This window comes from Roseiflexus sp. (assembly GCF_057785375.1).
Genome location: NZ_JBYNRX010000013.1, coordinates 22,671 through 45,233 on the forward strand (window position 1 = coordinate 22,671; position 22,563 = coordinate 45,233).

Here is a 22,563-nt window from a genome sequence, read left to right on the forward strand (position 1 = left end):
GGTGTATGAATAACATGTCGGATAACCGCTGCATAGAACTCGAGCGCCGGGTCGCAGAACTCGAAGCGGACCTGGAGGCGGCGCAGCAGCGCATCACCGAATTAGAGCGCCTCGTCGAACGCGGGTATGGCATGGTCGATGCCATACCCGCAATAGTGTACTTCAAGGACCGGGAGCATCGCTACCTGTATGGCAATCGCGCATTCGCCGAACGCATCAGGGTGCGTGCCGAAGACATGGCGGGCAAGACCGATCATGATCTCTTCCCGCCAGAAGTTGCAGAGGCGTATCTGAGCGACGACGAGCGCGTCATGGCGACCGGCGAGCCGAGTATGGGGGTCGAACTGCCGGTAAGCCGTCCAGACGGCACGATTGGATGGGTGTCGAACTCGGCTGTGCCCTACCGCGACCGCAGCGGCGCCGTGGTTGGCATGGTCGGGGTTGCGATCGACATCACGGCACGGAAACAGATCGAAGAAGAACTGCGCCGTAGTCGAGACATTCAACATGCGCTGTTCAATACAATCCCGGCGATGATTTACCTGAAGGATCGCAGCCACCGGTATATTCTGGGCAACCGCGTCTTCGCCGATGCCGCCGGCATTTCGGTCGATGAGGTTGAAGGAAAGACCGACCATGATCTGTTTGTGCCGGAAGATGCGGAAGCGTACATCGCCGACGATGAGCAGGTGATGGCGACCGGCGAGCCACACCTGGGCATCGAAGAGAAAATCACCGAGGCGAATGGGCGCGTGACCTGGCTGATGGTCTACAAAGCCCCGTTCCGCGATGATCACGGGCGCGTGACCGGCCTGGTCGGCATTGCTTTCGACGTTACGGCGCGGAAGGAGATGGAAGAGGCGCTAAGGCGCAGCCAGGCGGAGCAGCGGGCGCTGATCGAGCAGCAGGCGCACCTGCTGGCAACTATCCGCAAACTCTCGACCCCGGTGCTGCCGGTGACGAAGGATGCCCTGGTTCTGCCGCTCATTGGCGACATCGACACCGCGCGTAGCGAGCAGATCACCGATGCGCTGCTGAAGAGCGTGCAGCGCTACCGCGCACAATGGGCAATCATCGACATTACCGGCGTGCCGCTGATCGACACGGCAGTCGCCAATCATCTGATCCAGGCGACAAAGGGGATTACGCTCCTCGGCGCGCGCGCTATTCTGGTTGGCGTCTCCCCCGAACTGGCGCAGACGATCGTTGGCCTGGGGGTCAATCTGAAGGGGTTGATCACCCGGAGCGACCTGCGCTCGGCGATTGCGTTCGTATTGAAGCGTTCGCAGAAACGTGCAATCGCTTCATAAATGAGCACGTTTGCCGGGCAGAAAGGGGTGTGTTAGACTCGTGGCGCTGGTTACGGAGGTGATCTGAATGGCATCGGTGAGCGACATTATCAGGCAAGCCAGAGCAGCGCTGGAGCGTCACTATGGCGCACGTCTCAAAGGGGTCATTCTGCACAGCTCTGTCGCGCGGAGCCAGTTTGATGCCGCAAGCGATATTGATCTCCTGGTCTTGCTCAACTAGCCGTTTGACTATTTTTCGGAACTTCGTCAGATTATCGAGATTCTATATCCCATCCAACTAGAATCAGATCATCTCATTTCGGCACGACCAGTTCCCTTCGATGAATTTGATCGGGGAAGCATTCAACTTTACCGTAATGTCAAGAAAGAAGGCGTTTTCATATGACGCCAGACCGTAAACTGGAGAGCGCCGCTTATCTTGAGCGAGCGGATCAATCCATACAGTCAGCCAGAGATCTCGCTATTATGGGACGACTTTGCTGCTTCTCGTGCGTATTATGCGGCGTTTTACGGGGCTACAGCTATTCTGCTAAGTGAAGGACTGGATTTCAGTAAGCACAGCGGAGTTATCGCTGCGATCCATCAAAGGTTCGTCAAAACAGGAAAAATGAGCAAAGAATTGGGCAAAGACTTGAACTGGCTCTTTGAAATACGAAATCTCGGAGACTATGGTGGTACAGTTCACGTATCTTCGATACAGGCAGAACAGGCTATTCAGGCAGCCGAGCGAATCTTAGTCGCCATACGCTCCTTGCTGCCCTGACTCTTTGAAAGGACATCATAATGACCACCATCCGAGTCACCATCTGGAACGAGTTTCGCCACGAGCAGGACAGCCGCCACCCGGCGAGCAGCATCTACGGTGCGCAGGGGATTCATGGCGCGATCGCTGAAGGACTCCGAGCACATGGCGGGTTCGAGGTGCGCACCGCCACCCTCGACGAGCCGGAGCACGGGTTGACCGATGAGGTGCTGGCAACGACCGATGTGTTGATCTGGTGGGGGCATATGGCGCACCACCTGGTGCAGGATGCCGTCGTCGACAAAGTACACGCCCGCGTGCTCGACGGCATGGGGTTGATCGTGTTGCACTCCGGTCACTTCTCGAAGATCTTCCGCAAACTGATGGGCGCAACCTGCGATCTGAAGTGGCGCGAGGCGGATGACATCGAGCGCGTGTGGGTTGTCGAGCCGGGGCACCCGATTGCCGCCGGGCTGGATGAGTGCTTCGAACTGCCGGAGGAGATGTACGGTGAACGGTTCGACATTCCGGCGCCGGAGCAACTGGTGTTTATCAGCTGGTTTACCGGCGGCGAGGTGTTTCGCAGCGGGTGCTGTTATACCCGCGGGCGCGGCAAAATCTTCTACTTCCGCCCCGGTCACGAATCCTACCCGACCTACCGCGACCCGAATGTGCGCCGGGTGATCGCCAATGCCGCGCGCTGGGCAGCGCCGTCGGGCGGACCGAAACCGGTGTTTGGCAATGCGAAGCCGAGAAGTTAGGGGGTCACGGCGGCGGCAGGGGATAGAAACGGTTCGACCTGATCGAGGAACCGGTCGGCGACGCGCTCCCAGTCGTATGCTTCGACGTGCGCCTGGCCAAATGCGCCATAGGCGGCGCGCTGATCCGGGTTGCGCAATAATTCGATCAGCGCCGCCGCCAGCGCGCTCACATCGCCCGGCGGCACGAGCAGCCCGGCGCGGCGATGCGGCACGACTTCGGGGATCGCTGCGGCGGTCGTCGCCACAATCGGCAAACCGCTCGCCATCGCTTCGAGGAAGACGATGCCGAACCCTTCCTGAACGCTGGGCAGGCAAAAGATGTCGGCGCGGTGATACATGCGCGCCACAGCATCATCATCAGGAATGGCGCCAACCAGGTTCACGGCGTCGCCAAGACGCAGTTCGGCGGCAAGCGCGCGCAGGCCGGCATGCTCCGGTCCATCGCCGACCACCACGGCGCGCGCCTTGGGAATGGCTGCGCGCACCAGCGGCATAGCGCGCAGCAGATCGGCAATATGCTTGCGCGGATACTGGCGCGCCACGCACAGGATGGTTGCTCCATCGCTGCGTCGCGGCGCCTCCCGTGCAATGCGGCGCCAGCGTTTCAGGTCGATCCCTTCGGGAACCAGACGCACGCGTTGTTCTGCCACGCCGTAGTGGCGCCGTATTGCCCGGCGACAGTAATCCGACGTCGTGATCACGCCATCGGCATGCCGCGCATTGACGCCTTCGAGCCGCGACAGCGACCAGAGCAGCCGCCGGACGGCGCCGCGCTCCTGGCGCGACTCCTCCGCCAACACGCCTTTGATGCTTGCTAGGTATGGAGTGCGCCGTTCTCGTTTCGACCAGAGGAACCCGTCGATGTCGAAACCGACCACCAGGTCGTAGCGCAGACGGTTCAGGATCGCCGGCAGGTGCAGATTGAACAGCAGGCGGCGCGCCGTCAGGTTCCGGGGCCAGGGTTGCAGCGGCGCCAGCCGCGTCACGCGAATGCCGTGTTTCTGAAGCGTATGGTGTAACCCGTTAATGGCGACAGCGGTGCCGCTTCCTTCGGCGCTCGATTGAACCCACGAATCGATAAAGGCAATGTTCACGGCGTGTGCTCTCCTGTCGTGATCCGGCGCTGTCGGGCGGAAGAACGCAGCGACATCTCGACATTGAGCGCAGAGCCTGGAACGTTGCTCTCGACCTGTGTATCCGCACCGGAACATTGTACGGTATTCCGGACGGATGTGGATGTGTGTGAGCGGCAGGAGGCGAGAGGGTTGCAGGCGCGACGGTCGTTGCGCGTTGCACGTTGAACGTTGAACGTGAGAAGGAGGAAAGGCGGCAGGCGGGAAGGTGCGAACGTTTCAGGCGCGAAGGTCGTTACACGTTGCACGTTGAACGTTGAACGTGAGAAGGAGGAAAGGCGGCAGGCGGGAAGGTGCGAAGGTGCGAAAGTGAGTCCCCACTCCCTACTCCCTGCTCCCCGCTCCCTACTCCCTACCCTGTTCCTGGTTCTCAGTTCTCAGTTCTCAGTTCTCAGTTCTCGGTTCCCGGTTCATTCCCCCGCCACCGGACGCGCAATCACGACCCGGAAGCCAATGTTGTAGCGCCAGTAATCCGGTGGGAGATGACTGCCGCGGTAGGTGGCTCGCGCGTGGGCGTTCGTCGAGTTGAACGACGATCCGCGCAGCATGTAGTGGCGGCGTGGCGCCGATAATGACTCACTCAAGGAATCGGCAGAACAGCGTGGCAACGTCGTTCTCCGCCCCGTCACAAGTCCGCGACTCGGTGATGCTTCGACACTGCTCGCCGTCCATTCCCAGACATTCCCGATCATGTCGTGAACGCCATACAGGCTTACGCCGCCGGGAAAACATCCCACCGGCGTCGTTGCCCAACGTGACTTCCCATCAGGTCTGGTGCGGGTCTCGGCGACATTCGCCGCCCCCGCAACCCACTGGTCGCCCCAGGGAAAGCGACGCTTGACGCGCGCGCGAGGTCCCCACGTGGCGGCTTTTTCCCACTCGGTTTCGAGTGGCAGGCGCACCACCATGCCCGGGGGAAGACGCCCTTCGGCTGCCAGGACGCGGGTCAGCCACGTCGTATAGGCCACGGCATCGTGCCAGGTGACGCCGACAACCGGCTGCGACGGATTGTTGAAGCGCGGGTCGTACCAGTAATGCGGTTTGGGATGGTTCGGACGCGCTGCCAGGAAACGGGCGTACTCCGCGTTCGTAACCGGGTAGATGCCGATCTGATAGGCGGGCAGGTCGATGCGCTGCGCCGGTCCTTCTTCGCTGTATGGCGCGTCATTCGTGCCATACACAAAGACGCCGGCGTCAATCTGCGCCAATGGCGGCAGCAGCGGGGGCGGGTCTAAGCCTCGCCCTTGCTCGAAGCGCGGATCGCCCAACCGTCCCAGCATCAGCCCCGCCTGCACACGATCTTCCGCCGCAACCGCAGGATCGGCCATGACCGTCAGCAGATGCTGTTGCACCTCGGGGAGCATCGCAGGAAACCGCTGCGCGTCCAGCGCTTCCAGGCAGGAGGCGAGAAGCAACGCCGTCCGCTCTGGACGGTCGACCGCAGCGTCTGTCCTCTGTTGCAGCACCGGACGGGAAATCGGCGTTTGTCGTGAAAATCGTTTCTTTGCCGACTGCGCATCTCCGGTTTGTCCGGCAGCAGTGCGCCGAGCCTGTCGAGGTGACGACAATAGTTCACGCAGGTCCCCCGGCAGGGTCAGGTCTGAGACCTGACCCTGCTCATCATCTGTCGGCGCAGCGTTGATGCGCTGCCACACCGCAAGCGTGAGGGTCTCGCGCCAGGCAGGATCACCGGCATAGCGCGCCATGATCGCATCGAAATCGGCGGCGTGCGCCAGGGCATGCGCCGCCAGGAAGGAGCGCAATCCCATCTGTGGCATATGGTATGCCGGTTGAGACGCCTCGCCAGCACGCACGTCGAGGAGGCCGGTCTCGAAGGCGCGCTCGATAATGGCGGCAATCAGATGATTGTCGGCATCAGGGACGCCTTCCCGGATCAGCCGTTCGACATCGGCGCGCATCAGTGCGCTTGATTGCCCATCATCTTCCATGGCGCGATGCAACGCCAGCGCCAGCGGCGCCAGCACCGTTGGCGGGGGAGCATCATCACCCCACAACGCCGCGATGACCTGTCGGTAGACCCAGGCGCGCGCAGCCGGGAGCGTGCGCCCGCCGGCGTCAACCGTCACCGCGATCGCTGCTGCCAGCGGCTCGAACGTTAATGCCCGCAGTCCGTCATCAATGAGCAGGCGCCCCTGGAGGTCGGCGATCTGTTCGTCAATCGGTCCGCTCCGCAGCGGCGTCTCGTGCGCAACCTTCCGCCGATGCATGGCAGTCAGCAGGCGGGCGACCAGGGTATCGACCTGAGCGCGTTCAAGCGGCGCAAGATGCCATGTCTGAAAGCCGTGTGCCTGCAAGAGCGACGCTGGCGAGGCGTCTGCATTGAGATGCGGGCGACAGGTACAGATGTAGCGGTTGGCGGGAAATGCTGCAACGATCCGCGTCACCAGCGGGGTAGCATGAGGCGTCACACCATCGATGATCACGAGCGCCCCGCCATTGCGCAGCGCCTGATGCACCGATCCGGCAAAGGCGACGAGACCGCCGGCGGACAATTGCGCCTCGATCAGCGCCCACGGATCGGAGGCGTCGAGGAATACAGACGCCTCGAGCAGCACCGGCAGCGGCGCTGGCGGCGTCCAATCGACGAGCATTGCCGCTGCGCCTTCCGGTTCCCCGGTCACGGCAGCGGCGCACGCCAGCGCCAGGCGGCGCACGAGCATGCTCTTCCCGCTGCCGGCGCACCCTTCGAGCACAAGGCGCGCACCTGGCACACGCACAAGATCAGCAAGCGGCAATGGCGCGGAACCGCTCCTGTTCCGCGCAGGCACGACGCCTCGCTCGACGTAGATTTCCGTCAGCGGCGGATACCCACTACCAGAAGCTGCCAGACCGGCGATCAGGGCCGAACGAAGCAACTGGCTCGCAATGGTGCGATGGTAGGTCAACGTTGTACTGCGATCCCAATGAACCGGACTGACCACCACCTGGCGCGGTTTGGGACAGATGCGCCCAGGTGATAGGTCATTATACACCTTTTCTACAATCCATTGTACTCTTGTAGCGGGGGAGGGTCTGGAACTGCGGGCTGCACTCCGCCCTACTACCTGTTGTAAAGATTTTGCTTGCTCGTGCTCGCAAGCCTTGACACATCTCCAGAGGTGTGCTATCCTTGCAGCGCCATATTTAGGAAGTACTCCACCCTCTTCTATACGATATATGGACGATTACCAGCATAAACGCCACTACCCATTCCCTGTCACTGGCGTGAGCGCATTCTGACCGGCTTGACCATAACCGAATTGCTTTACATAGTGAAGGGCGATGCAGCGAATCCGGCAACTGATCGGCGCACCGCCGGGCGCCTGATAGTCTTGTTTCAGGAGGACATGGGCACATGACGCAATCACACACGGCGCTGAACGGAACACACGGCAACGGAGCGATTGATGCGCTCCATCCGGGTATCGTTGTTCCAACCACGATCATTAAGCGCGATGGGCGGGTGGTTCCGTTCGACGTGACGCGGATCGAAAACGCGATGGCGCGCTGTTTCGCCAGTTTTGGGCGCACCCCCGACACGCCAATCCCCGAATTGGCGCAGCGCGTCGTCAATATCGTCGCCGCCAAGTCGCAGGGCAAACCGCCAACCGTCGAGGGGGTGCAGGATATTGTTGAGATGGTGTTGCAGGCAGCCGGCGAGTTCGAGGCTGCCAAGCGCTACATCCTGTACCGCGCCGAACGCGCCCGCGAACGGGAGCGCCGCCCGATCCCCGACCATGTGCGACGCGCGTTCGATGAGGCGCGCATCTACTTCCCGACGCCGTTGCAGCAGTTCCAGTTCTTCGATAAGTATTCGCGCTTCAATTATGAGTTGGGGCGACGCGAAACCTGGATCGAAACCGTGGATCGCGCGGTCGATTACCTGCACGAACTCGCGGGCGACCGCCTGCCGCGCGAGACGTATGAGCGCATCCGGCGCAGCATTCTCGAAATGCGCGCCATGCCCTCGATGCGCCTGCTGGCGATGGCCGGTCCTGCGGCGCGGCGCAATGCGGTGGCAATCTACAATTGCAGTTACCAGCCGGTCGAAAGTATTGACTCGTTCGTCGAGGCGCTGATTATTTCGATGGCTGGCTGTGGCGTCGGCTTTTCAGTCGAAAGCCGGTATGTTGAAAACTTCCCGCGCATTAAGCGGCAGACCGGCAAGCCGCCGACCACCTTCGTCGTCGAAGACTCGGCGGAAGGATGGGCGGACGCGCTGCGCTACGGTCTCGAAACCTGGTTCGAGGGCGGCGATGTGCACTTCGACCTGTCGCACCTGCGCCCGGCGGGTGCGCCGTTGCGCACCAAAGGCGGGCGGGCGTCTGGACCTGAACCATTCCGCGCTATGCTCGACTTTACGCGCAATCGCATTTTTGCGCGGCAGGGGAGTTTCCTGCGCCCAATCGATGCGCACGACATTATGTGCGCCGTCGGCAACGCAGCGGTGAGCGGCGGTGTGCGGCGCACCGCCATGATTTCGTTGTTCGACTACGACGATGATGAGATGCGGCTGGCGAAGTCGGGCGATTTCGAGCGCGAGAACAGCCAGCGCTGGAACGCCAATAACTCGGCGGTCTGGCCCCGTGGCGGCCTGACGCAACGCGAGTTCATTCGCCATTTTATGGAAATGGTCGAGTCGCAGCGCGGCGAACCCGGCATCTTCAACCGCGAATCGTCGAATCTGATGAAGCCGGCGCGGCGAAAAGAGGCGGAGTTCGGCACGAACCCATGCGGCGAGATCGTCCTGCGCCCATGGCAGTTCTGCAACCTGACCGCCGCCGTCGCGCGCGTTGATGACACATTCGACACGCTGCGCGACAAGGTCGAAGTGGCGACGATCATCGGCACCATCCAATCGTTGGCGACGCACTTCCCCGGTCTGCGCCCGATGTGGCAGCGGAACTGCGAGGAAGAACGGCTGCTCGGCGTTGATATTACCGGGCAGATGGACAGTCCCATTGCGCAGGATGCGCAAGTTAAGCGGCGCCTGAAGGAGATCGCCATCGAGGTCAACCGGCAGACGGCCATGAGCCTGGGGATCAATCCGTCGGCGGCGATCACCTGCGTCAAACCGAGCGGCAATTCGTCACAGTTGCTCGACTGCTCTTCCGGCCTCCATGCGCGTTGGGCGCCGTACTACATCCGCAATGTGCGCGTATCGGTGCATTCGCCGCTGTTCAAGGTGCTGCGCGACGCTGGCGCGCCGATGGACCCGGAGAATGGCCAGACGCGCGAAAACGCGACCACCTGGGTCATTCACTTCCCGGTCAAATCGCCGGAAGGCGCGATCACCCGCGATCAACGCTCCGCCATCGAGCAGTGCGAGTACTGGTTGCAGAACAAACTGTACTGGACGGAGCACAATCCTTCGTGCACCGTGACATACAAGCCGGACGAAGTGATCGACCTGATGAAGTGGGTCTGGGAGCACCGCGACGTGATCGGCGGGTTGACGTTCCTGCCGTCGTTCGATGCGCAGTATGCGCAGATGCCGTATGTCGAAATCACCAAAGAGGAGTACGAGCGCTTGGCGGCGGAGTTCCCGGAGATCGACTTCAGCAAGATCTGGCGCTACGAGGAGGAAGACCTGACGAACGCCGCGCAGGAACTGGCGTGCATGGCGGGGGTGTGTGAGATCGAGGTTCCGCCTGCGGAGGAGTAGGGAGTGGGCGACAGACGCCCGCCGGGTGCGCCATCGTAGGGGCGCTCCCCTGTGGACGCCCCTACGATGGTCAAGACCTCCAGGGTTGGGAGAGGACCCCGGCGCGCCTGCGATCCCTGCCGCCGGTCACGTTGACCGACGGGGACAGATGCAAGGCGGGTGCAGGCATGATGTGTCAGGAAACGACGCTCCGGCTGCCAGCGATTGAAATCGCCCCTGATGGACCTGCGGCGGAACGCCCGCCCGGCGCGACTTCAGTCGCCAGCCCAGGCGCAGCGCAGCAGAGATGCGCTTGCTTGCCGTCTGACACTTCATGCCTGGACCCATGCAATGCGAAGACCTCACGGGCCGGGCGCGTCTTCCGCCAAGACCCGTGAGATCAGGCGAGGTGCGCGGTTGGATGTGACCGTCACCGGCGGGCGGTTGGCGAAGGCGCAGCAGAGCGCAACGGTAGGGGCGCCCACAAGGGGCGCCCCAACATAGTGCGTTTGGCTATGCGCTGGCGTGGGGGCAGAGATGCGTTCAAACCCGGCATGTATGGGCAAGCGGGCCGTTTGCCCATACCCACTGTCCCACATTCAACGTTCAACGGTTCCACCTTCCCACCTGCAACCTGCAACCTTCCACCAACGATGCCTCATCCCCGCGCCAGCAGGTAATCGTGCGCGGCGAGTGCGGCGCGCGCCCCCTCGCCAATGGCGATCAGCGTATGCTCGCCGTACACCGTCGTCACATCGCCGGCGGCGAACAACCCCGGCATCGAGGTGGCATTCCGCTTATCCACAATAATGAAGCCCTCGGCATCAGTATCGACCAGGTCCTTCACCATCGCCGCATTCGGCGTCAACCCCACATCGGCGAATGCGGCATCCACCGGCAGGCGACGCACCTTGCCATCCTGCTCGACAACTACCGTATCGACCGATGAAGTGCCGGTGACTTCGGCCACCGCATATCCTTCGAGGACTTCGACATTTGGGCGCTTCCGCAGCACGGCAAAGATCGGGTCATCGTGCGGGAACTGCGCCGCAACCAGATACACCTGCGCTGCCGTGCGGGCCAGTTCGGCGGCGCCGCGCAGCGCGCGCTGTGTGCATCCAATGACCACTGCCGTCTTCCCGGCGAGTGCGCGCGCAAACGTGACCGGCGTATACCCAATGCCATGGTTGATGAACTCTCGACCCGGCGCTTCGATCTGCCTCGGCACGGCGCCCGATGCAATAATCACCGCTGCGGCCTGCAACGTGCCGGAACGCTCCGTCTCGACCTTGAACACATCGCCTTCCTTTGTCACCCGGCGCACCCGGTCGAACAACGCGCGTCCGCGCTGTGTCGTCACCTGTCGCTCGAACTCCTGCACCGTCTCCGCACCCAGGCGTGTCACCTCTTCCGGCGCCGTTTCAGGCGCGTCGAGGTGCACGAGAATGTGCCCTACCAGGAAATCGGTGTCAGCGTGCATGGTGAACTTCTGGTTGATCTTCCCGCCCAGGTTCTCGTAAACGACCATCACATCGAGTTGCTTGTCGAGGGCGTAGGCCGCTGCCGCCAGGCCGGCGGCGCCACCGCCGACAATAATCAGGTCGTGCATGCTCCCCCTCCTTGGGTTTCGTCCATTACTGCGACCGGCTCACAAACCGGAGAAGACCGCCGAAATGCCGTACTTATCCTTTGAGACGAGTTCGCGTCAGTGTCAACACCCCCTCTACCTCGCCATCGAGGCCAATCAGCAGATCTTCCGCCTGAGCGCGCGCCTCTCGCGCAAAGATCTGGTCTTCGATCACCGTCAGATTGCTTTCGACATTGATCAACGCCGCCGGAACCGCTGCGCGGATCAGGAGCGCAGCAGCAGCAACGTCAGTCACTGCCGTTCGATTCCCATAGCGGGCAAGCGGAGCGCAGAGCGGCAGGAGTGCAGCAGCGGCACGCGCCGTGCGGAGCGGGATCTCGGTCGCCTGCCGCATAACTTTCTGGATCGCCGCTCGCCGGCTTGCCGCGTCCGCTTCGGTGGTACGCGGCAGTTTGTAGACCGCCGACAACTGGTTGAACACATCGATATCCGCCTGCGCCAGATGTTGCAGTTCGGCGCGGTACGTTTCGGCGCGTTCGCGGATGGCTTTCGCTTCCGCCTCGAACTCGGCATACTGCTTCTTGCCGATCGTCAGGTCACACACCATCGTGATCAGCCCCGCCGCCATGGCGCCGGTCAACGCAGCGACACTCCCGCCACCCGGCGTTGGCGCGCTGCTGGCAAGGCGATCAAGAAACTGGATGATGGTCGTCTCAAGAAGTGAGTCGCTCATGCGTGCCTCCCTGCTCATTCGCTGTTCGCGGAGCACGTTGCGCTTCCGCTGCCGAGTGGAGCATGCCGGCAACGGCGTGGCGCGCCACGCTTTGCTGTTCGCCGCTGCGCAGATGCTTCACCACGACTTCACCGCGCGCCAGTTCATCAGGTCCGAGCACCAGTGCATACGGAATGCCGCGCCGGTCGGCGTACTGGAGTTGCCGTCCCAGTTTCTCGGAAGGATCGAGCATTGTCTCGATCAGCAACCCTGCCTGGCGCAACTCCCGCGCCAGCCGCAGGCTCTCCGCCGCCATCTCCGGGTTGAAGAGCGTGACCAGCGCCGTCGCAATCGTGCGCGACGCCGGTCCCATGCCTAATTCCTCCATGACATCGTGCAAACGTTCGATCCCAAACGCCAGCCCGACGGTCGGGATCGAGCGCCCGGCAAACGTGCCGATCAACTCATCGTAGCGCCCGCCGCCAAGCAGCGACCCCATCGGCGGGTTATGCACAATCGACTCGAAGACGGCGCCGGTGTAGTACGACAGCCCGCGCGCCAGGCGCGGCGCAATGACCATTCGCTCGTCGGGCACGCCCATAGCGCGTGCGTAGCCGGTGATCGCGCGCAGATTGATGATCGCCTGCTGCGCCCGATCGTCGCCCTGCAACCGCCGCGCCAGTTCGTCGAGCACCTCATCGGCGTCGCCACGCAGGTCGATCAGCGCCAGAATACGTTCGGCGGCGTCGGGCGCCACGCCGCTCTGGAGCAATTCGTTGCGCACCCCCTCAATGCCAATCTTGTCGAGTTTGTCGATCGCGCGATAGACATTCGCCGCCGCATCATCATCGAGACCAGAAACGCGCGCAATGCCGCCGAGAACCTGGCGATGGCTGATCAGCGTAGTAAAACCGGTAAAACCGAGCGCGGTCAGCGCATCCGTCAGCACAGCCAGGATTTCCGCGTCCGCCATCGGCGACGCCGAGCCGACAATGTCGATGTCCGCCTGCCACAACTCACGGTAGCGACCACGACCAGGGCGTTCGCCGCGGTAACTCTGACCGATAGCGTATCGCCGCCACGGAAACAGGAGTTGCCCCTGATACTGCGCCACCACCCGCGCCAGCGGCACCGTCTGATCGAAGCGCAGCGCCACCTTGCGACCGCCGTGATCCTCGAAGCGATAGATCAACTTCTCATCATCGCCGATTTTGCCGTCGAGCGTTTCGGCGTATTCGATGATCGGCGTTTGCAACGGCTCGAAACCGTACCGCTCGAAAACGGATGTCAGCATACTGACGATGTACTGCCGCAGGATCATGGCTGACGGCAGGTGATCGCGCATGCCTCGAATGTTTTGAACCCGGCTGGACATGGAACCTCTTCGGTGGTATGGTGCTTGGTTATGCGCGTATGGAAAACGAGAGACAAAAACCCCTTCCTCATCTTTTGACAGGATCATGATACCACAACCGGATACAGTCATTCACGGGAATGGCGCGGTTGCCCGGCGCAGGTGCGAAGGTTGAAGGTTGAAGGTTGAAGGTGGAACCGTTGAACGTTGAACGTGGGAAGGTGAAGCCAGGCAAAAGGCAAGAGGCAAGAGGCAAGAGGCAAGAGGCAAGAGGCAAGAGGCAAGAAGTGGAGAGTCTCACTCCTCACTCCTCACCCCTACCCCCTACCATGCCAGCGCACGGGCAACGGCGCGTTCTGTGGCAACAATGGCGGGGAGCACCAGACGCCGGGTGTGCCCATACTCGGTTGTCAGGCGCCGCCCAAGTGCCCGAAGGTGCGGCTGACGGCTGCACCGCATCCAACGCAGCGCATACCGCACCGCCAGGTGGCTCAGGCGCACCAGGCGATCACGCCGCCCGAGCAGCGCCACACCGGGGATGATCAGTGACCAGCCGGGCAGCACCGGCAGCAACAGACCAAGAATGCCGAGCGTTAATAAAAACACGCCCGTGATACGACGCGCGATCTTCAGCGGCCCGGTCATCGCAACCCAAACTCGTTTCATGTCACTCCTTCCATCGCTCATCATCAGGCTTTCATCGGTTTGGCGTTATCGCAGGGGACACATCGTTCCGCCCTTTTCACTTATTTCAACGATACCGCATCAGAAAGCGCGGCGCCAGGGAAAAAATCCCCGTATCATTCCCGATACTCCCAAACAATCAGCGTCGAGTCGTTGCCAAGATCGCCAGCCTCGATGTAGTTGGGCAGAATGCCGCGCAGTTCAAAACCGGCGCGCAGTTGCGGCGTCAGCGTCGGGTCGATCAGAGTGCCGGCCGCAACCGCCTGCGCATACTCCAGCGGACTCATCCGGTCGCGGTAGCGCACATACCCCGGCATCATGCCGCCGCCAACCATGCCGCGCAACCCCAGGCGACGCACCAGGTCTTTGCGCGTATTGTAGAGCATGCGCGAAATGCCGCGCCCCCGGTAGTCGGGATGCACGCTCATATCAGCGCCGTAGAGCCATTCCCCTGCCGGGTCGTGGTTGGTAAAGAAGTTTCCGGCGACGATCCAGTGGTAGGTATGCGGCGCCAGGGCGATTGCGCCGCTGATGCGAAAGGTGCTGCTCTGCCCGACGACCCGATCGCCATCGAGCGCAACATGCTGCCCTTCGGGAAAGAGGCGCAACTGCGACTCGAAATGCTCACGCTGCATCAGTTCGTGGTCAGCGAGCGTCGGGAAGCAGATGCGCTGGTGTTGCACCAGTTGGTCAATATGCTCAGGGCGCGTATTGACAATCACAATCTCGCTCATACATCCTCGCGCAACCGTTGCAATTCGGCGCGAAGCCGTTCGAGTTCCACTTCGGCAGCGCGCCGCGCTTCCGCCTCACGGCGCGCCTGTTCTTCGGCGAGGCGCGCCTGTTCCTGCGCCTGTTGCGCTCTGGCAAGCGCCTCCTGCAAAGCATCGCTCAGGTGCTCGGTGCGCACGACCTCCTTCCCGGTCGTCAGGTCGATCAGGCGCAGCATCGTGTCGTCACGGTACAGTTTCAGTCCCAACTCATGGCTGATGATGCCGCCATCAGCCTCAAATGGCAGCGTCGCATACTCGCCATCGACCAGGGTAAACCCCTGAAGCGGCGGCTTCAGGTACTCACCCAGCGGATCGAACAGGAAATACTCACGCACACCGAGCATGGCGTAGAGGGCGCGTTTGTTGCCCTTGTCTTCCAGCCGCGTCGAGCGCGAGGTCATCTCCATGACGACGCATGGCGCAGCGCCCTCCTCCCACAGTTTGTAGGTGCGCCGCAACCCTTTGCGCACCCCCTTGACCACGAACACATCCGGCGACACGACCGCCGAGGGGTTGCCTTCCTCGTAGTAGAACATCAGGTTGCCGCTCACGTAGATGTCCGGCACATCCCGAAAATGGCGATCCAGCGTTTCGACGATGTGCAGGATTTCACGGCGATGCGCATCGGTCTCGCCCACGGGTTTGCCATCACTTTCCGGGTATTCAATCACGGCTGGCGCCGTTATCACCTCAGCCATTCGGACCTCCTTTCCGCTGTGCAACCACGTGCAACGCCTCATCGAGCACGTCGAGCCCTTCGTGCAACTGATCGTCGGTGATGACCAGCGGCATGAGCAGGCGGATGCAGTTGGCGTACAGCCCGGCGCGCATGGTCAGCAACCCGTGTTCGGCGCAGTACTGCACCACCTCCAGCACTTCATCGGCTGCCGGTTCGCGGGTGGCGCGATCTCTGACCAGTTCAATCGCCAGCATTGCACCCAACCCGCGCACATCGCCAACCAGCGGGATGTCGCGCAGCCAGACCGCGCCGCGCTCGCGCACGATTGCGCCGATCTGATGCGCCCGGCGCAGCAGTTCGCCGTCGTCGAACATTTTCAACACTTCGAGCGCCGCGACGCACGCCAGCGGATTGCCGCCGTAGGTGCCGCCGATACCGCCAATGTGCGCTTTGTCCATGATCTCGGCGCGCCCGGTGGTTGCTGCGAGCGGCATACCGGCGGCAATCGACTTGGCGCTCACCAGAATATCCGGCTCGACCCCCATCTGTTCCATGGCGAACAACGTGCCGGTGCGCCCGAAACCGCACTGCACCTCATCGGCGATCAGCACGCTGCCGTTGCGCGCGCAGAAATCGCGCAGGCGCCGCATGAACTCGCGCGGCGCTGGAATAAACCCGCCTTCGCCCTGCACCGGCTCGATAATGACCGCTGCGATCGCCTCAGGACCGACGTGCGCCACCAACATGCGCTCGAACGCCTCCCAGCAGCGTGCAACCGCCTCGTCCTCGCTCACTCCCATCCGGTAGGCGGCGGGGAACGGCGCCCGGTACACTTCAGGCGCGAACGGTCCGAACGTCTTTTTGAAGGTGTACTTGCTGGTGAGGGTGAGTGTCAGCAAGGTGCGCCCGTGGTACGCCCCCTCGAACGCGATGATCGCCTGGCGACCGGTTGCGGCGCGGGCGATCTTGATGGCGTTCTCGACCCCTTCGGCGCCGCTGTTCGACAGGATGGTTTTGCAGGGACCGCTGATCGGCACAACGGTATTGAGGTGTTCGCAGAGCGCGATGTATGGTTCATACGTTCCGACGAGCGCCGAGAAGTGGATCAGTTTTGCCGCCTGCTCTTGAATGGCAGCCACCACCGAAGGCGGGCAGTGACCGGCGTTCAGCACACCGATGCCGCCGACGAAATCAATGAAGGTATTGCCGTCCACATCGGTTACTAGGGCGCCCGCTGCGCTTTCAATTGCGATCTGATGCGCTTTGTAGAGACCATCCGGCACAGCCGCTGCGCGTCGTGCCAGCAGTTCGCGCGAACGCGGTCCCGGAACGGTTGTGCGAAGGTTGATGCTGCGCGTCGGCGTGGCAGTCATGGCGATTCCTTTCTCTGGCGGCAGGGAGAAGAACAAACCAGCAGCCGACGACTGCTGGCAGTGCCGCATTCCAGTCACTGGGGCTGCGGGAACGGTTTTGACTATAGCACAGGTTCAAGGCGCTGGCAAGGTCACTCTGGTTCGTAGCCGCTCGCGTCTTCGATGATCACTTCGTACCCATCATCACGCCGGCGGAAGCGGATGTGCCGCGCACCTTCGATGCCGCGACGCTGGAGTTCGGCGGCGACATAGTCGCGGATCGCAGGCCACAATCCGCCTTCGCCGCTGTAGTAGCGCCGCAGCAGGGTCGTCAACTCTTCATCTGCCATCCAGCGCACCATGCGCGCTCCTTCCGATCTGACTGCATCCGAACCTGCTCTCCATGATGATACTCGATTGCACCGGAACATGCCAGGTGTGGCAGCCAGGTCTCCGGCGCCTGTGCCCGCAACACGTACCGGGGGAGTTAATGGGAAATTAAGGTTGACTTAATGCACTATTCGTGATCACTTAACGCCAATGCAGTATTAATAGAAATGCTGTGTTGAAATCATCATACCTGCACCTGGTGTTGCATCTACACGTTCCCCCAACGGCGATCAGGAGCGGCGCTGCACTGATGTTAAGTTGCGCCACCATGGCAGTTGATACGCCGATGCTATGAGTGCATTCTCTGTGTCGCGTCCCCGCGCCAGTGCGCGCGAGTGGCGCGAGAGACTGTTATTTCTTCTGTTAATAGGCCCGAACGTACTGCTCCTGGCGGCATTTACGTTCTGGCCCATGATCTACAACGCCTACCTGAGTACGATCAGTTGGAACTTTCTCAGCCCGATCCGGCGTTTCGTCGGTCTGCGCAACTACGAGACCGTCCTGAGCAGCGAGATTTTTCGCATCGTTCTGATCAACACCGCAGTATTCACCGTCGTATCGGTCGCTGCAACGATGATCCTGGGACTGGGGCTGGCATTGTTGTTGAACCAGCCGCTGCGCTGGCGCGACGGCGCGCGAGCCGTGCTCTTCACGCCAACCGTCCTTTCGGGCGCAGCGATTGCGATTGTCTGGATCTACATCTTCGACCCGCGTTTTGGGCTGCTGGCGCAGATCCTGGGATGGTTCGGCATCCTTTCGCCCAACTGGCTGGCAGACCCGAACTGGGCAATGACGGCGCTGCTGATCGTCTATATCTGGAAGAATACTGGCTACGCCGTTGTTATCTATCTGGCAGGATTGCAGACGATCGACCGGACGCTCTACGAAGCGGCCCGGATCGACGGCGCCGGCCCATGGGGGCAATTCTGGCATGTGACGCTTCCCGGTCTGTCGCCGATCATTTTTTTCCTGCTAGTGACCAGTATTCTGGCATGCTTCCAGGCGTTCGACATCATCCGGGTAATGACCGACGGCGGTCCGGTGAACGCCACTAATATGCTGGTGTACCACCTGTACGAACGCGGCTTCATCCAGTCGCAGGCCGGCCCCGCAGGCGTCGTGGCGATGGTGATGTTTGTGATCATGCTGATCCTGACCCTTTTGCAGTTGCGGTTTCTGGAGCGACGGGTGCATTACAGTTGAAGGTGGAAAGGTTGCAGGTGCAAAGGTGGGAAGGTTGAACGGTGTCCGGTACACGTTCGAACCCTTAACCCCTCACCCTTGAGTCTATGGAACAACAAGCAGGCCTCCAACAACGTGCAGCGATGAAGCGACACAGGCGACGCCAGCGCGCGCGCGCCTTGCAGCAGCGCTGGCTCTGGCGCGTGGCAGGGTATGCGACGATTATCGTCTCGGTGCTGGTGATCGGGCTGCCGATCTACTGGATGCTCGTTGCATCGATCAAAACCAGCCGTGAGATCTACACTGTGCCGCCGACCTGGATCCCGCTCAACCCGACGCTGGAAAACTATCCCGCCGCCTGGAACGCGGCGCCGTTCGCCCGCTACTACATCAACAGCATCATCGTGACGCTGGCGACGACACTTTCAAAGATGACTCTAGCAGTTCTAACTGCATATGCGCTGGTATTCCTTCGTTTTCCCGGCAAGAACATCGTCTTCCTGATGGTGCTGGCGGCGCTCATGGTGCCAGCGCAGATCACGATTGTGCCGAACTTTCTGACGATGGGCGATCTCAGGCTGGTCAATACATACTGGGGGCTTATCCTGCCTGGCGCGGCGACGGCATTCGGCACCTTTCTCATGCGCCAGTACTTTATGACATTGCCGCGTGAAGTGTTTGAAGCCGCCGAGATCGACGGCGCCGGTCATATGCGGCGCCTGTGGGAAATTGCTGTGCCGCTGGCGATGCCTGCGCTGGCGACGACCGGACTCTTTGCGGTTGTCAATGAGTGGAACGAGTTTCTCTGGCCCCTGATCATTACCAGCACGGAAGATATGCGCACCCTGCCGATCGGCGTGGCGCGCCTGCTCGACCAGGAAGGCCTGGCGCGCTGGGGCGTGGTCATGGCAGGAACCATGTTTGTGGTCCTGCCAGTGGTCGTGCTCTTCGTCTGGGCGCAACGCTACATCGTCGAAGGCATCGCCGCCGGGGCGGTGAAGGGGTAGGGTTGCAGGTTGAAGGTGGAAAGGTGCGTAGGGGCAAACGGCCCGCTTGCCCGCACCTGACGAGTGCGAAGATGGTTCTCTCTGTGCCCTCTGTGCCTCTGTGGTTCAGAAAATTGGATAAGCGGCAAGCGGAGTGGAAGGTGGGAAAGTTGTAGATTACAAGGATCTTGACAAAGGGTTGAGGGTTGAGATGACCGGTGCAGCCGCATGTGGTTGCACCGGTCGTATCAGGCGTCAACCTCAGGGACAGATGCTAACGAGAGGAGAGAGAAAATCATGGCGAAGGTTAACCGACGACAATTCCTGCGTGGCGTTGCGGCGGGCGCCGGTGCACTGACGCTGGCAGCCTGCGGCGGCGCAGCCACGACATCGCCGACCGCCGTGCCGCCAACCGCTGGGCAGGCGACTGCCGTGCCGCCGACCGCTGCGCCGACCGTTGAACAGGCGACTGCTGCGCCGCCAGCCACCATGCCTTCGGGGTCAATGGGTTCGACAGTGGAGATCACTTACTGGGGGTCGTTCAGCGGCGTTCTGGGCGAAGCCGAAAAGGCGACCGTTGATGCGTTCAACAACGCGCAGAAGGATGTCAAGGTCAACTACCAGTTCCAGGGCAGCTACGAAGAAACGGCGCAGAAGCTGACCGCTGCGGTGCAGGCGCGGCAGACCCCTGACGTCAGCCTGCTCTCGGATGTCTGGTGGTTCTCGTTCTATATCAACGGCCAGTTGCAGCCGCTCGACGACCTGATGGCAGCCGAAGGCGTCAAGCGTGAGGCATACGTTGATGTGCTGCTCAACGAGGGTGTTCGCAAGAACACGGTGTACTGGATTCCGTTCGCGCGTTCAACCCCGCTGTTTTACTACAACAAAGACGCCTGGGCGGAAGCCGGTCTCGAAGATCGTGCGCCGAAGACGTGGGATGAGTTCATGGAGTGGGCGCCGAAACTCAACAAGGATGGCCGTTCGGCATTCGCCCATCCTGGCGCCGCCAGCTACATCGCCTGGCTCTTCCAGGGTGTGATCTGGCAGTACGGCGGTCGCTACAGCGACCCCGACTTCACCATCCGCATCCACGAGGATGGCGGCATCAAGGCGGGCAACTTCTACCGCGACACGACCCAGACGTACAAGTGGGCGACCACGCCGAAGGATGTGACCCAGGACTTCGTCACGGGTCTGTCGGCCAGTGCGATGTTGAGCACCGCTGCGCTGGCAGGCGTCGAGAAGAACGCACAGTTCCCGGTCGGCACCGGCTTCCTGCCGGAAGGCCCGGCTGGCTTCGGGTGCTGCACTGGCGGCGCGGGCATGGCGGTCCTGGCTGGTCTGCCCGCCGAGAAGCAGCAGGCGGCGATGAAGTGGATCGCGTTCGCTACTGGCGAAGAGTGGACAATTCAATGGGCGCAGCGCACAGGGTATATGCCAGTGCGCAAAGCGGCAGTCGAGTCGGAGTCGATGCAGAAATACTTTACCGAACGACCAAACTTCCGCACGGCTGTCGAGCAACTGCCGAAGACCCGCCCGCAGGACTCGGCGCGCGTCTATGTGCGTGGCGGCGACCAGATTATCGGCAAAGGGCTGGAGCGCATTACGATCGCCGGCGAAGACCCGGCGAAGGTCTGGATGGACGTCAAGGCGGAACTCGAAGAGACGGCCAAGCCGACGGTCGAGCTGTTGAAGACGGTTGAGGGGTAGGGGTTCGGGGTTCCGGGAACCAGGAACTCAGCGCCTGGTTCCCCCCCAACGGTGCGCTTTTTCCTTCTCAACCGCACGGCTTCAGGAGGAGTTCCAGGAACCAGGAACTCGGAACCCGGCTCCCCGCCTCTGCTTCCTTACGCTTTCAGGTATCACGTTTTTCGGCGTGTTCCTGAGTTCTATCGCCTGTTGCGAGTATCAAAGCGCCTCGCCCCTACGCCCCCTTCTCCGCGCTTCGGCAGACTCGGCGCACCGCTTGTAGGCGACGAGGGTGGGGGGATGAGGGAACCCATGGCGTTGTGATGCGCAAAGCCCCCACGCCTGTCACAAAAGCCTCCCCCTGAAAGACCTCTGTCCCTGGCTCCGCTTGTCGCTCACCTTGCCCCAACATCCCTCACATGCGGAACACTCTCCCTTTGGATCCGCGCCTCATATCCTCGCGCCGCTCATCCCGCTTGCGATGGCTTTTCCATCGTTCTACAATACTACAAGGAAAGGTTCGGTTGATGACGCCCTTGTGAGAAACAACAATGCTCCACATAGATATCGCGGTTGTCAAAGTACCACGCTCTGGCGCCTCTGAGAGCGGCGACACGCTCGAGGTCATCGAGCGACCCGGCGGAGGTCTGTCGGTGGTGCTGGTGGACGGGCAGGGGAGCGGGCGCGGCGCCAAGACGCTGAGTAACCTGATCGCCACGCGCGCAATGACGCAACTCAAGGACGGCGCGCGCGACGGAGTGGTGGCGCGCGCCGTCCACGATTATCTGTACACCTATCGTATGGGGCAGGCGTCTGCCACGCTCAACATCCTCTCGATCGACTTTGCGAGCGGCAGCCTGCGCGTCTCGCGCAACAACCCGGCGCCGTTCTTCGTCCTGAGCGAGGGGGAGGTGCAGTTGCACAATGAGCCATCGACCCCGATAGGCTTACATCCCCTCGCCAGGCCCGTGATCACCGAAATCGCGCTACGCCCCGGCTTGCAAGTCGTCATGTTCACCGACGGGTTACTCAAGGCAGGTGAGCGCTACGGGGTCGATATGGAGCTTGGCAACTACCTGGCGGGGTGGCGCGTGGAGACGGATCAGCCGGCCACAACGCTGGCTGAAGCGCTCTTTAATCGCGCCATGGAACTCGACCGCAACGAACCGGCCGACGACATCAGCATTGTCGTTGCCGCCGTAGTCGCCCGCGAAAGCGCGCACCGCGCGCGCCGCATGACAGTGAGCGTGCCGTTCGAGCGAGTCGCTGAACGCCATGACGAGATACCCAATAGCATCGACGACTGACAAATGCCATGAAACCGCGGCGCCGTTGCAGTGCAACGGCGCCGCGCTGGATCACCGTTCTTTATGACTCTTCGCGCCCTTCGTGGATCGAAACCTACAAGCACGTCTGACGCCACAAATACCAGACAGGTTCTTCGTGACTCTTCGCGCCCTTCGTGGATCGAAACCTACAAGCACGTCTGACGCCACAAATACCAGACAGGTTCTTCGTGACTCTTCGCGCCCTTCGTGGATCGAAACCTACAAGCACGTCTGACGCCACAAATACCAGACAGGT

19 protein-coding genes are annotated in these 22,563 nt (G+C 61.7%); 9 read left to right on the forward strand and 10 right to left on the reverse strand.

Annotation, left to right across the window (positions count from 1 at the left end):
- Positions 1-5: 5 nt before the first annotated feature.
- From AC3EA7_RS02510 to AC3EA7_RS02525, 4 genes are all read left to right on the forward strand, one after another.
- On the forward strand, positions 6-1,310 hold the full coding sequence (locus tag AC3EA7_RS02510) for a PAS domain-containing protein (RefSeq protein WP_488612450.1): 1,305 nt from the start codon (positions 6-8) through the stop codon (positions 1,308-1,310).
- Positions 1,311-1,377: 67 nt separating this feature from the next.
- Complete coding sequence (locus AC3EA7_RS02515; RefSeq protein ID WP_488612451.1) at positions 1,378-1,530, forward strand: hypothetical protein; 153 nt, start codon at positions 1,378-1,380, stop codon at positions 1,528-1,530.
- A gap of 198 nt (positions 1,531-1,728) precedes the next feature.
- Complete coding sequence (locus tag AC3EA7_RS02520; protein WP_488612452.1) at positions 1,729-2,073, forward strand: HEPN domain-containing protein; 345 nt, start codon at positions 1,729-1,731, stop codon at positions 2,071-2,073.
- 20 nt (positions 2,074-2,093) lie between these two features.
- Complete coding sequence (locus AC3EA7_RS02525; RefSeq protein ID WP_488612453.1) at positions 2,094-2,813, forward strand: ThuA domain-containing protein; 720 nt, start codon at positions 2,094-2,096, stop codon at positions 2,811-2,813.
- Here AC3EA7_RS02525 and AC3EA7_RS02530 read toward each other — a convergent pair.
- Entirely contained in the window at positions 2,810-3,907 is a 1,098-nt protein-coding gene (locus AC3EA7_RS02530; protein ID WP_488612454.1) for a glycosyltransferase family 4 protein, read from the reverse strand. The genes AC3EA7_RS02525 and AC3EA7_RS02530 overlap by 4 nt on opposite strands.
- Before the next feature lie 449 nt (positions 3,908-4,356).
- Positions 4,357-6,939: an SUMF1/EgtB/PvdO family nonheme iron enzyme gene (locus tag AC3EA7_RS02535; protein ID WP_488612455.1), complete on the reverse strand. Its 2,583-nt coding sequence runs from the start codon at positions 6,937-6,939 to the stop codon at positions 4,357-4,359.
- Positions 6,940-7,301: 362 nt separating this feature from the next.
- Here AC3EA7_RS02535 and AC3EA7_RS02540 point away from each other — a divergent pair, with 362 nt between their 5' ends.
- Positions 7,302-9,611: an ATP cone domain-containing protein gene (locus tag AC3EA7_RS02540; RefSeq protein WP_488612456.1), complete on the forward strand. Its 2,310-nt coding sequence runs from the start codon at positions 7,302-7,304 to the stop codon at positions 9,609-9,611.
- A gap of 637 nt (positions 9,612-10,248) precedes the next feature.
- Here AC3EA7_RS02540 and AC3EA7_RS02545 read toward each other — a convergent pair.
- The 8 genes from AC3EA7_RS02545 to AC3EA7_RS02580 all read right to left on the reverse strand — a co-directional run bounded on the left by AC3EA7_RS02545 (position 10,249) and on the right by AC3EA7_RS02580 (position 17,094).
- Positions 10,249-11,199: an NAD(P)/FAD-dependent oxidoreductase gene (locus AC3EA7_RS02545; protein ID WP_488612457.1), complete on the reverse strand. Its 951-nt coding sequence runs from the start codon at positions 11,197-11,199 to the stop codon at positions 10,249-10,251.
- Positions 11,200-11,272: 73 nt separating this feature from the next.
- Entirely contained in the window at positions 11,273-11,911 is a 639-nt protein-coding gene (locus AC3EA7_RS02550; protein ID WP_488612458.1) for a cyclodeaminase/cyclohydrolase family protein, read from the reverse strand.
- Positions 11,892-13,265, reverse strand: coding sequence for a histidine--tRNA ligase (gene hisS / locus AC3EA7_RS02555; RefSeq protein ID WP_488612459.1), 1,374 nt, complete (start codon positions 13,263-13,265; stop codon positions 11,892-11,894). The genes AC3EA7_RS02550 and hisS overlap by 20 nt, the downstream gene beginning before the upstream one ends.
- 303 nt (positions 13,266-13,568) lie before the next feature.
- Positions 13,569-13,910 (reverse strand): hypothetical protein, encoded by a 342-nt coding sequence (locus tag AC3EA7_RS02560; RefSeq protein ID WP_488612460.1) that lies wholly within the window; start codon positions 13,908-13,910, stop codon positions 13,569-13,571.
- Between the two features lie 134 nt (positions 13,911-14,044).
- The gene (locus tag AC3EA7_RS02565) at positions 14,045-14,662 is read right to left on the reverse strand and encodes a GNAT family N-acetyltransferase (RefSeq protein ID WP_488612461.1); all 618 of its coding nucleotides are present in this window, start codon (positions 14,660-14,662) and stop codon (positions 14,045-14,047) included.
- Positions 14,659-15,399, reverse strand: coding sequence for a Uma2 family endonuclease (locus AC3EA7_RS02570; protein ID WP_488612462.1), 741 nt, complete (start codon positions 15,397-15,399; stop codon positions 14,659-14,661). The genes AC3EA7_RS02565 and AC3EA7_RS02570 overlap by 4 nt, the downstream gene beginning before the upstream one ends.
- Positions 15,392-16,753 carry a 4-aminobutyrate--2-oxoglutarate transaminase gene (gabT, locus tag AC3EA7_RS02575; protein ID WP_488612463.1) on the reverse strand — a complete coding sequence of 454 codons (1,362 nt, stop codon included), beginning with the start codon at positions 16,751-16,753 and terminating at the stop codon, positions 15,392-15,394. Before gabT ends, AC3EA7_RS02570 begins: the two co-directional genes overlap by 8 nt.
- Positions 16,754-16,884: 131 nt before the next feature.
- Complete coding sequence (locus AC3EA7_RS02580; RefSeq protein WP_488612464.1) at positions 16,885-17,094, reverse strand: hypothetical protein; 210 nt, start codon at positions 17,092-17,094, stop codon at positions 16,885-16,887.
- Between the two features lie 319 nt (positions 17,095-17,413).
- On the opposite strand from AC3EA7_RS02580, the gene AC3EA7_RS02585 reads away from it, so the two are divergent.
- The 4 genes from AC3EA7_RS02585 (at position 17,414) to AC3EA7_RS02600 (ending at position 22,286) form a co-directional block, all read left to right on the forward strand.
- On the forward strand, positions 17,414-18,325 hold the full coding sequence (locus AC3EA7_RS02585) for a carbohydrate ABC transporter permease (protein WP_488612465.1): 912 nt from the start codon (positions 17,414-17,416) through the stop codon (positions 18,323-18,325).
- A 122-nt stretch (positions 18,326-18,447) separates the two neighbouring features.
- On the forward strand, positions 18,448-19,311 hold the full coding sequence (locus tag AC3EA7_RS02590; protein WP_488612466.1) for a carbohydrate ABC transporter permease: 864 nt from the start codon (positions 18,448-18,450) through the stop codon (positions 19,309-19,311).
- 276 nt (positions 19,312-19,587) lie between these two features.
- A complete protein-coding gene (locus tag AC3EA7_RS02595; protein WP_488612467.1) occupies positions 19,588-21,000 on the forward strand; it encodes an ABC transporter substrate-binding protein in 1,413 nt (470 codons plus the stop codon).
- A gap of 530 nt (positions 21,001-21,530) precedes the next feature.
- Complete coding sequence (locus AC3EA7_RS02600) at positions 21,531-22,286, forward strand: PP2C family protein-serine/threonine phosphatase (protein ID WP_488612468.1); 756 nt, start codon at positions 21,531-21,533, stop codon at positions 22,284-22,286.
- Positions 22,287-22,563 lie beyond the last annotated feature (277 nt).

Bases quoted from the DNA above. Each gene is read 5' to 3' on its own strand.
- AC3EA7_RS02525 (WP_488612453.1), top strand. From the start codon at position 2,094: ATGACCACCATCCGAGTCACCATCTGGAACGAGTTTCGCCACGAGCAG.
- AC3EA7_RS02550 (WP_488612458.1), bottom strand. From the start codon at position 11,911: ATGAGCGACTCACTTCTTGAGACGACCATCATCCAGTTTCTTGATCGC.
- AC3EA7_RS02515 (WP_488612451.1), top strand. From the start codon at position 1,378: ATGGCATCGGTGAGCGACATTATCAGGCAAGCCAGAGCAGCGCTGGAG.
- hisS (WP_488612459.1), bottom strand. From the start codon at position 13,265: ATGTCCAGCCGGGTTCAAAACATTCGAGGCATGCGCGATCACCTGCCG.
- AC3EA7_RS02595 (WP_488612467.1), top strand. From the start codon at position 19,588: ATGGCGAAGGTTAACCGACGACAATTCCTGCGTGGCGTTGCGGCGGGC.
- AC3EA7_RS02570 (WP_488612462.1), bottom strand. From the start codon at position 15,399: ATGGCTGAGGTGATAACGGCGCCAGCCGTGATTGAATACCCGGAAAGT.
- AC3EA7_RS02545 (WP_488612457.1), bottom strand. From the start codon at position 11,199: ATGCACGACCTGATTATTGTCGGCGGTGGCGCCGCCGGCCTGGCGGCA.
- gabT (WP_488612463.1), bottom strand. From the start codon at position 16,753: ATGACTGCCACGCCGACGCGCAGCATCAACCTTCGCACAACCGTTCCG.
- AC3EA7_RS02600 (WP_488612468.1), top strand. From the start codon at position 21,531: ATGCTCCACATAGATATCGCGGTTGTCAAAGTACCACGCTCTGGCGCC.
- AC3EA7_RS02560 (WP_488612460.1), bottom strand. From the start codon at position 13,910: ATGAAACGAGTTTGGGTTGCGATGACCGGGCCGCTGAAGATCGCGCGT.
- AC3EA7_RS02510 (WP_488612450.1), top strand. From the start codon at position 6: ATGAATAACATGTCGGATAACCGCTGCATAGAACTCGAGCGCCGGGTC.
- AC3EA7_RS02590 (WP_488612466.1), top strand. From the start codon at position 18,448: ATGAAGCGACACAGGCGACGCCAGCGCGCGCGCGCCTTGCAGCAGCGC.
- AC3EA7_RS02585 (WP_488612465.1), top strand. From the start codon at position 17,414: ATGAGTGCATTCTCTGTGTCGCGTCCCCGCGCCAGTGCGCGCGAGTGG.
- AC3EA7_RS02540 (WP_488612456.1), top strand. From the start codon at position 7,302: ATGACGCAATCACACACGGCGCTGAACGGAACACACGGCAACGGAGCG.
- AC3EA7_RS02565 (WP_488612461.1), bottom strand. From the start codon at position 14,662: ATGAGCGAGATTGTGATTGTCAATACGCGCCCTGAGCATATTGACCAA.
- AC3EA7_RS02580 (WP_488612464.1), bottom strand. From the start codon at position 17,094: ATGGTGCGCTGGATGGCAGATGAAGAGTTGACGACCCTGCTGCGGCGC.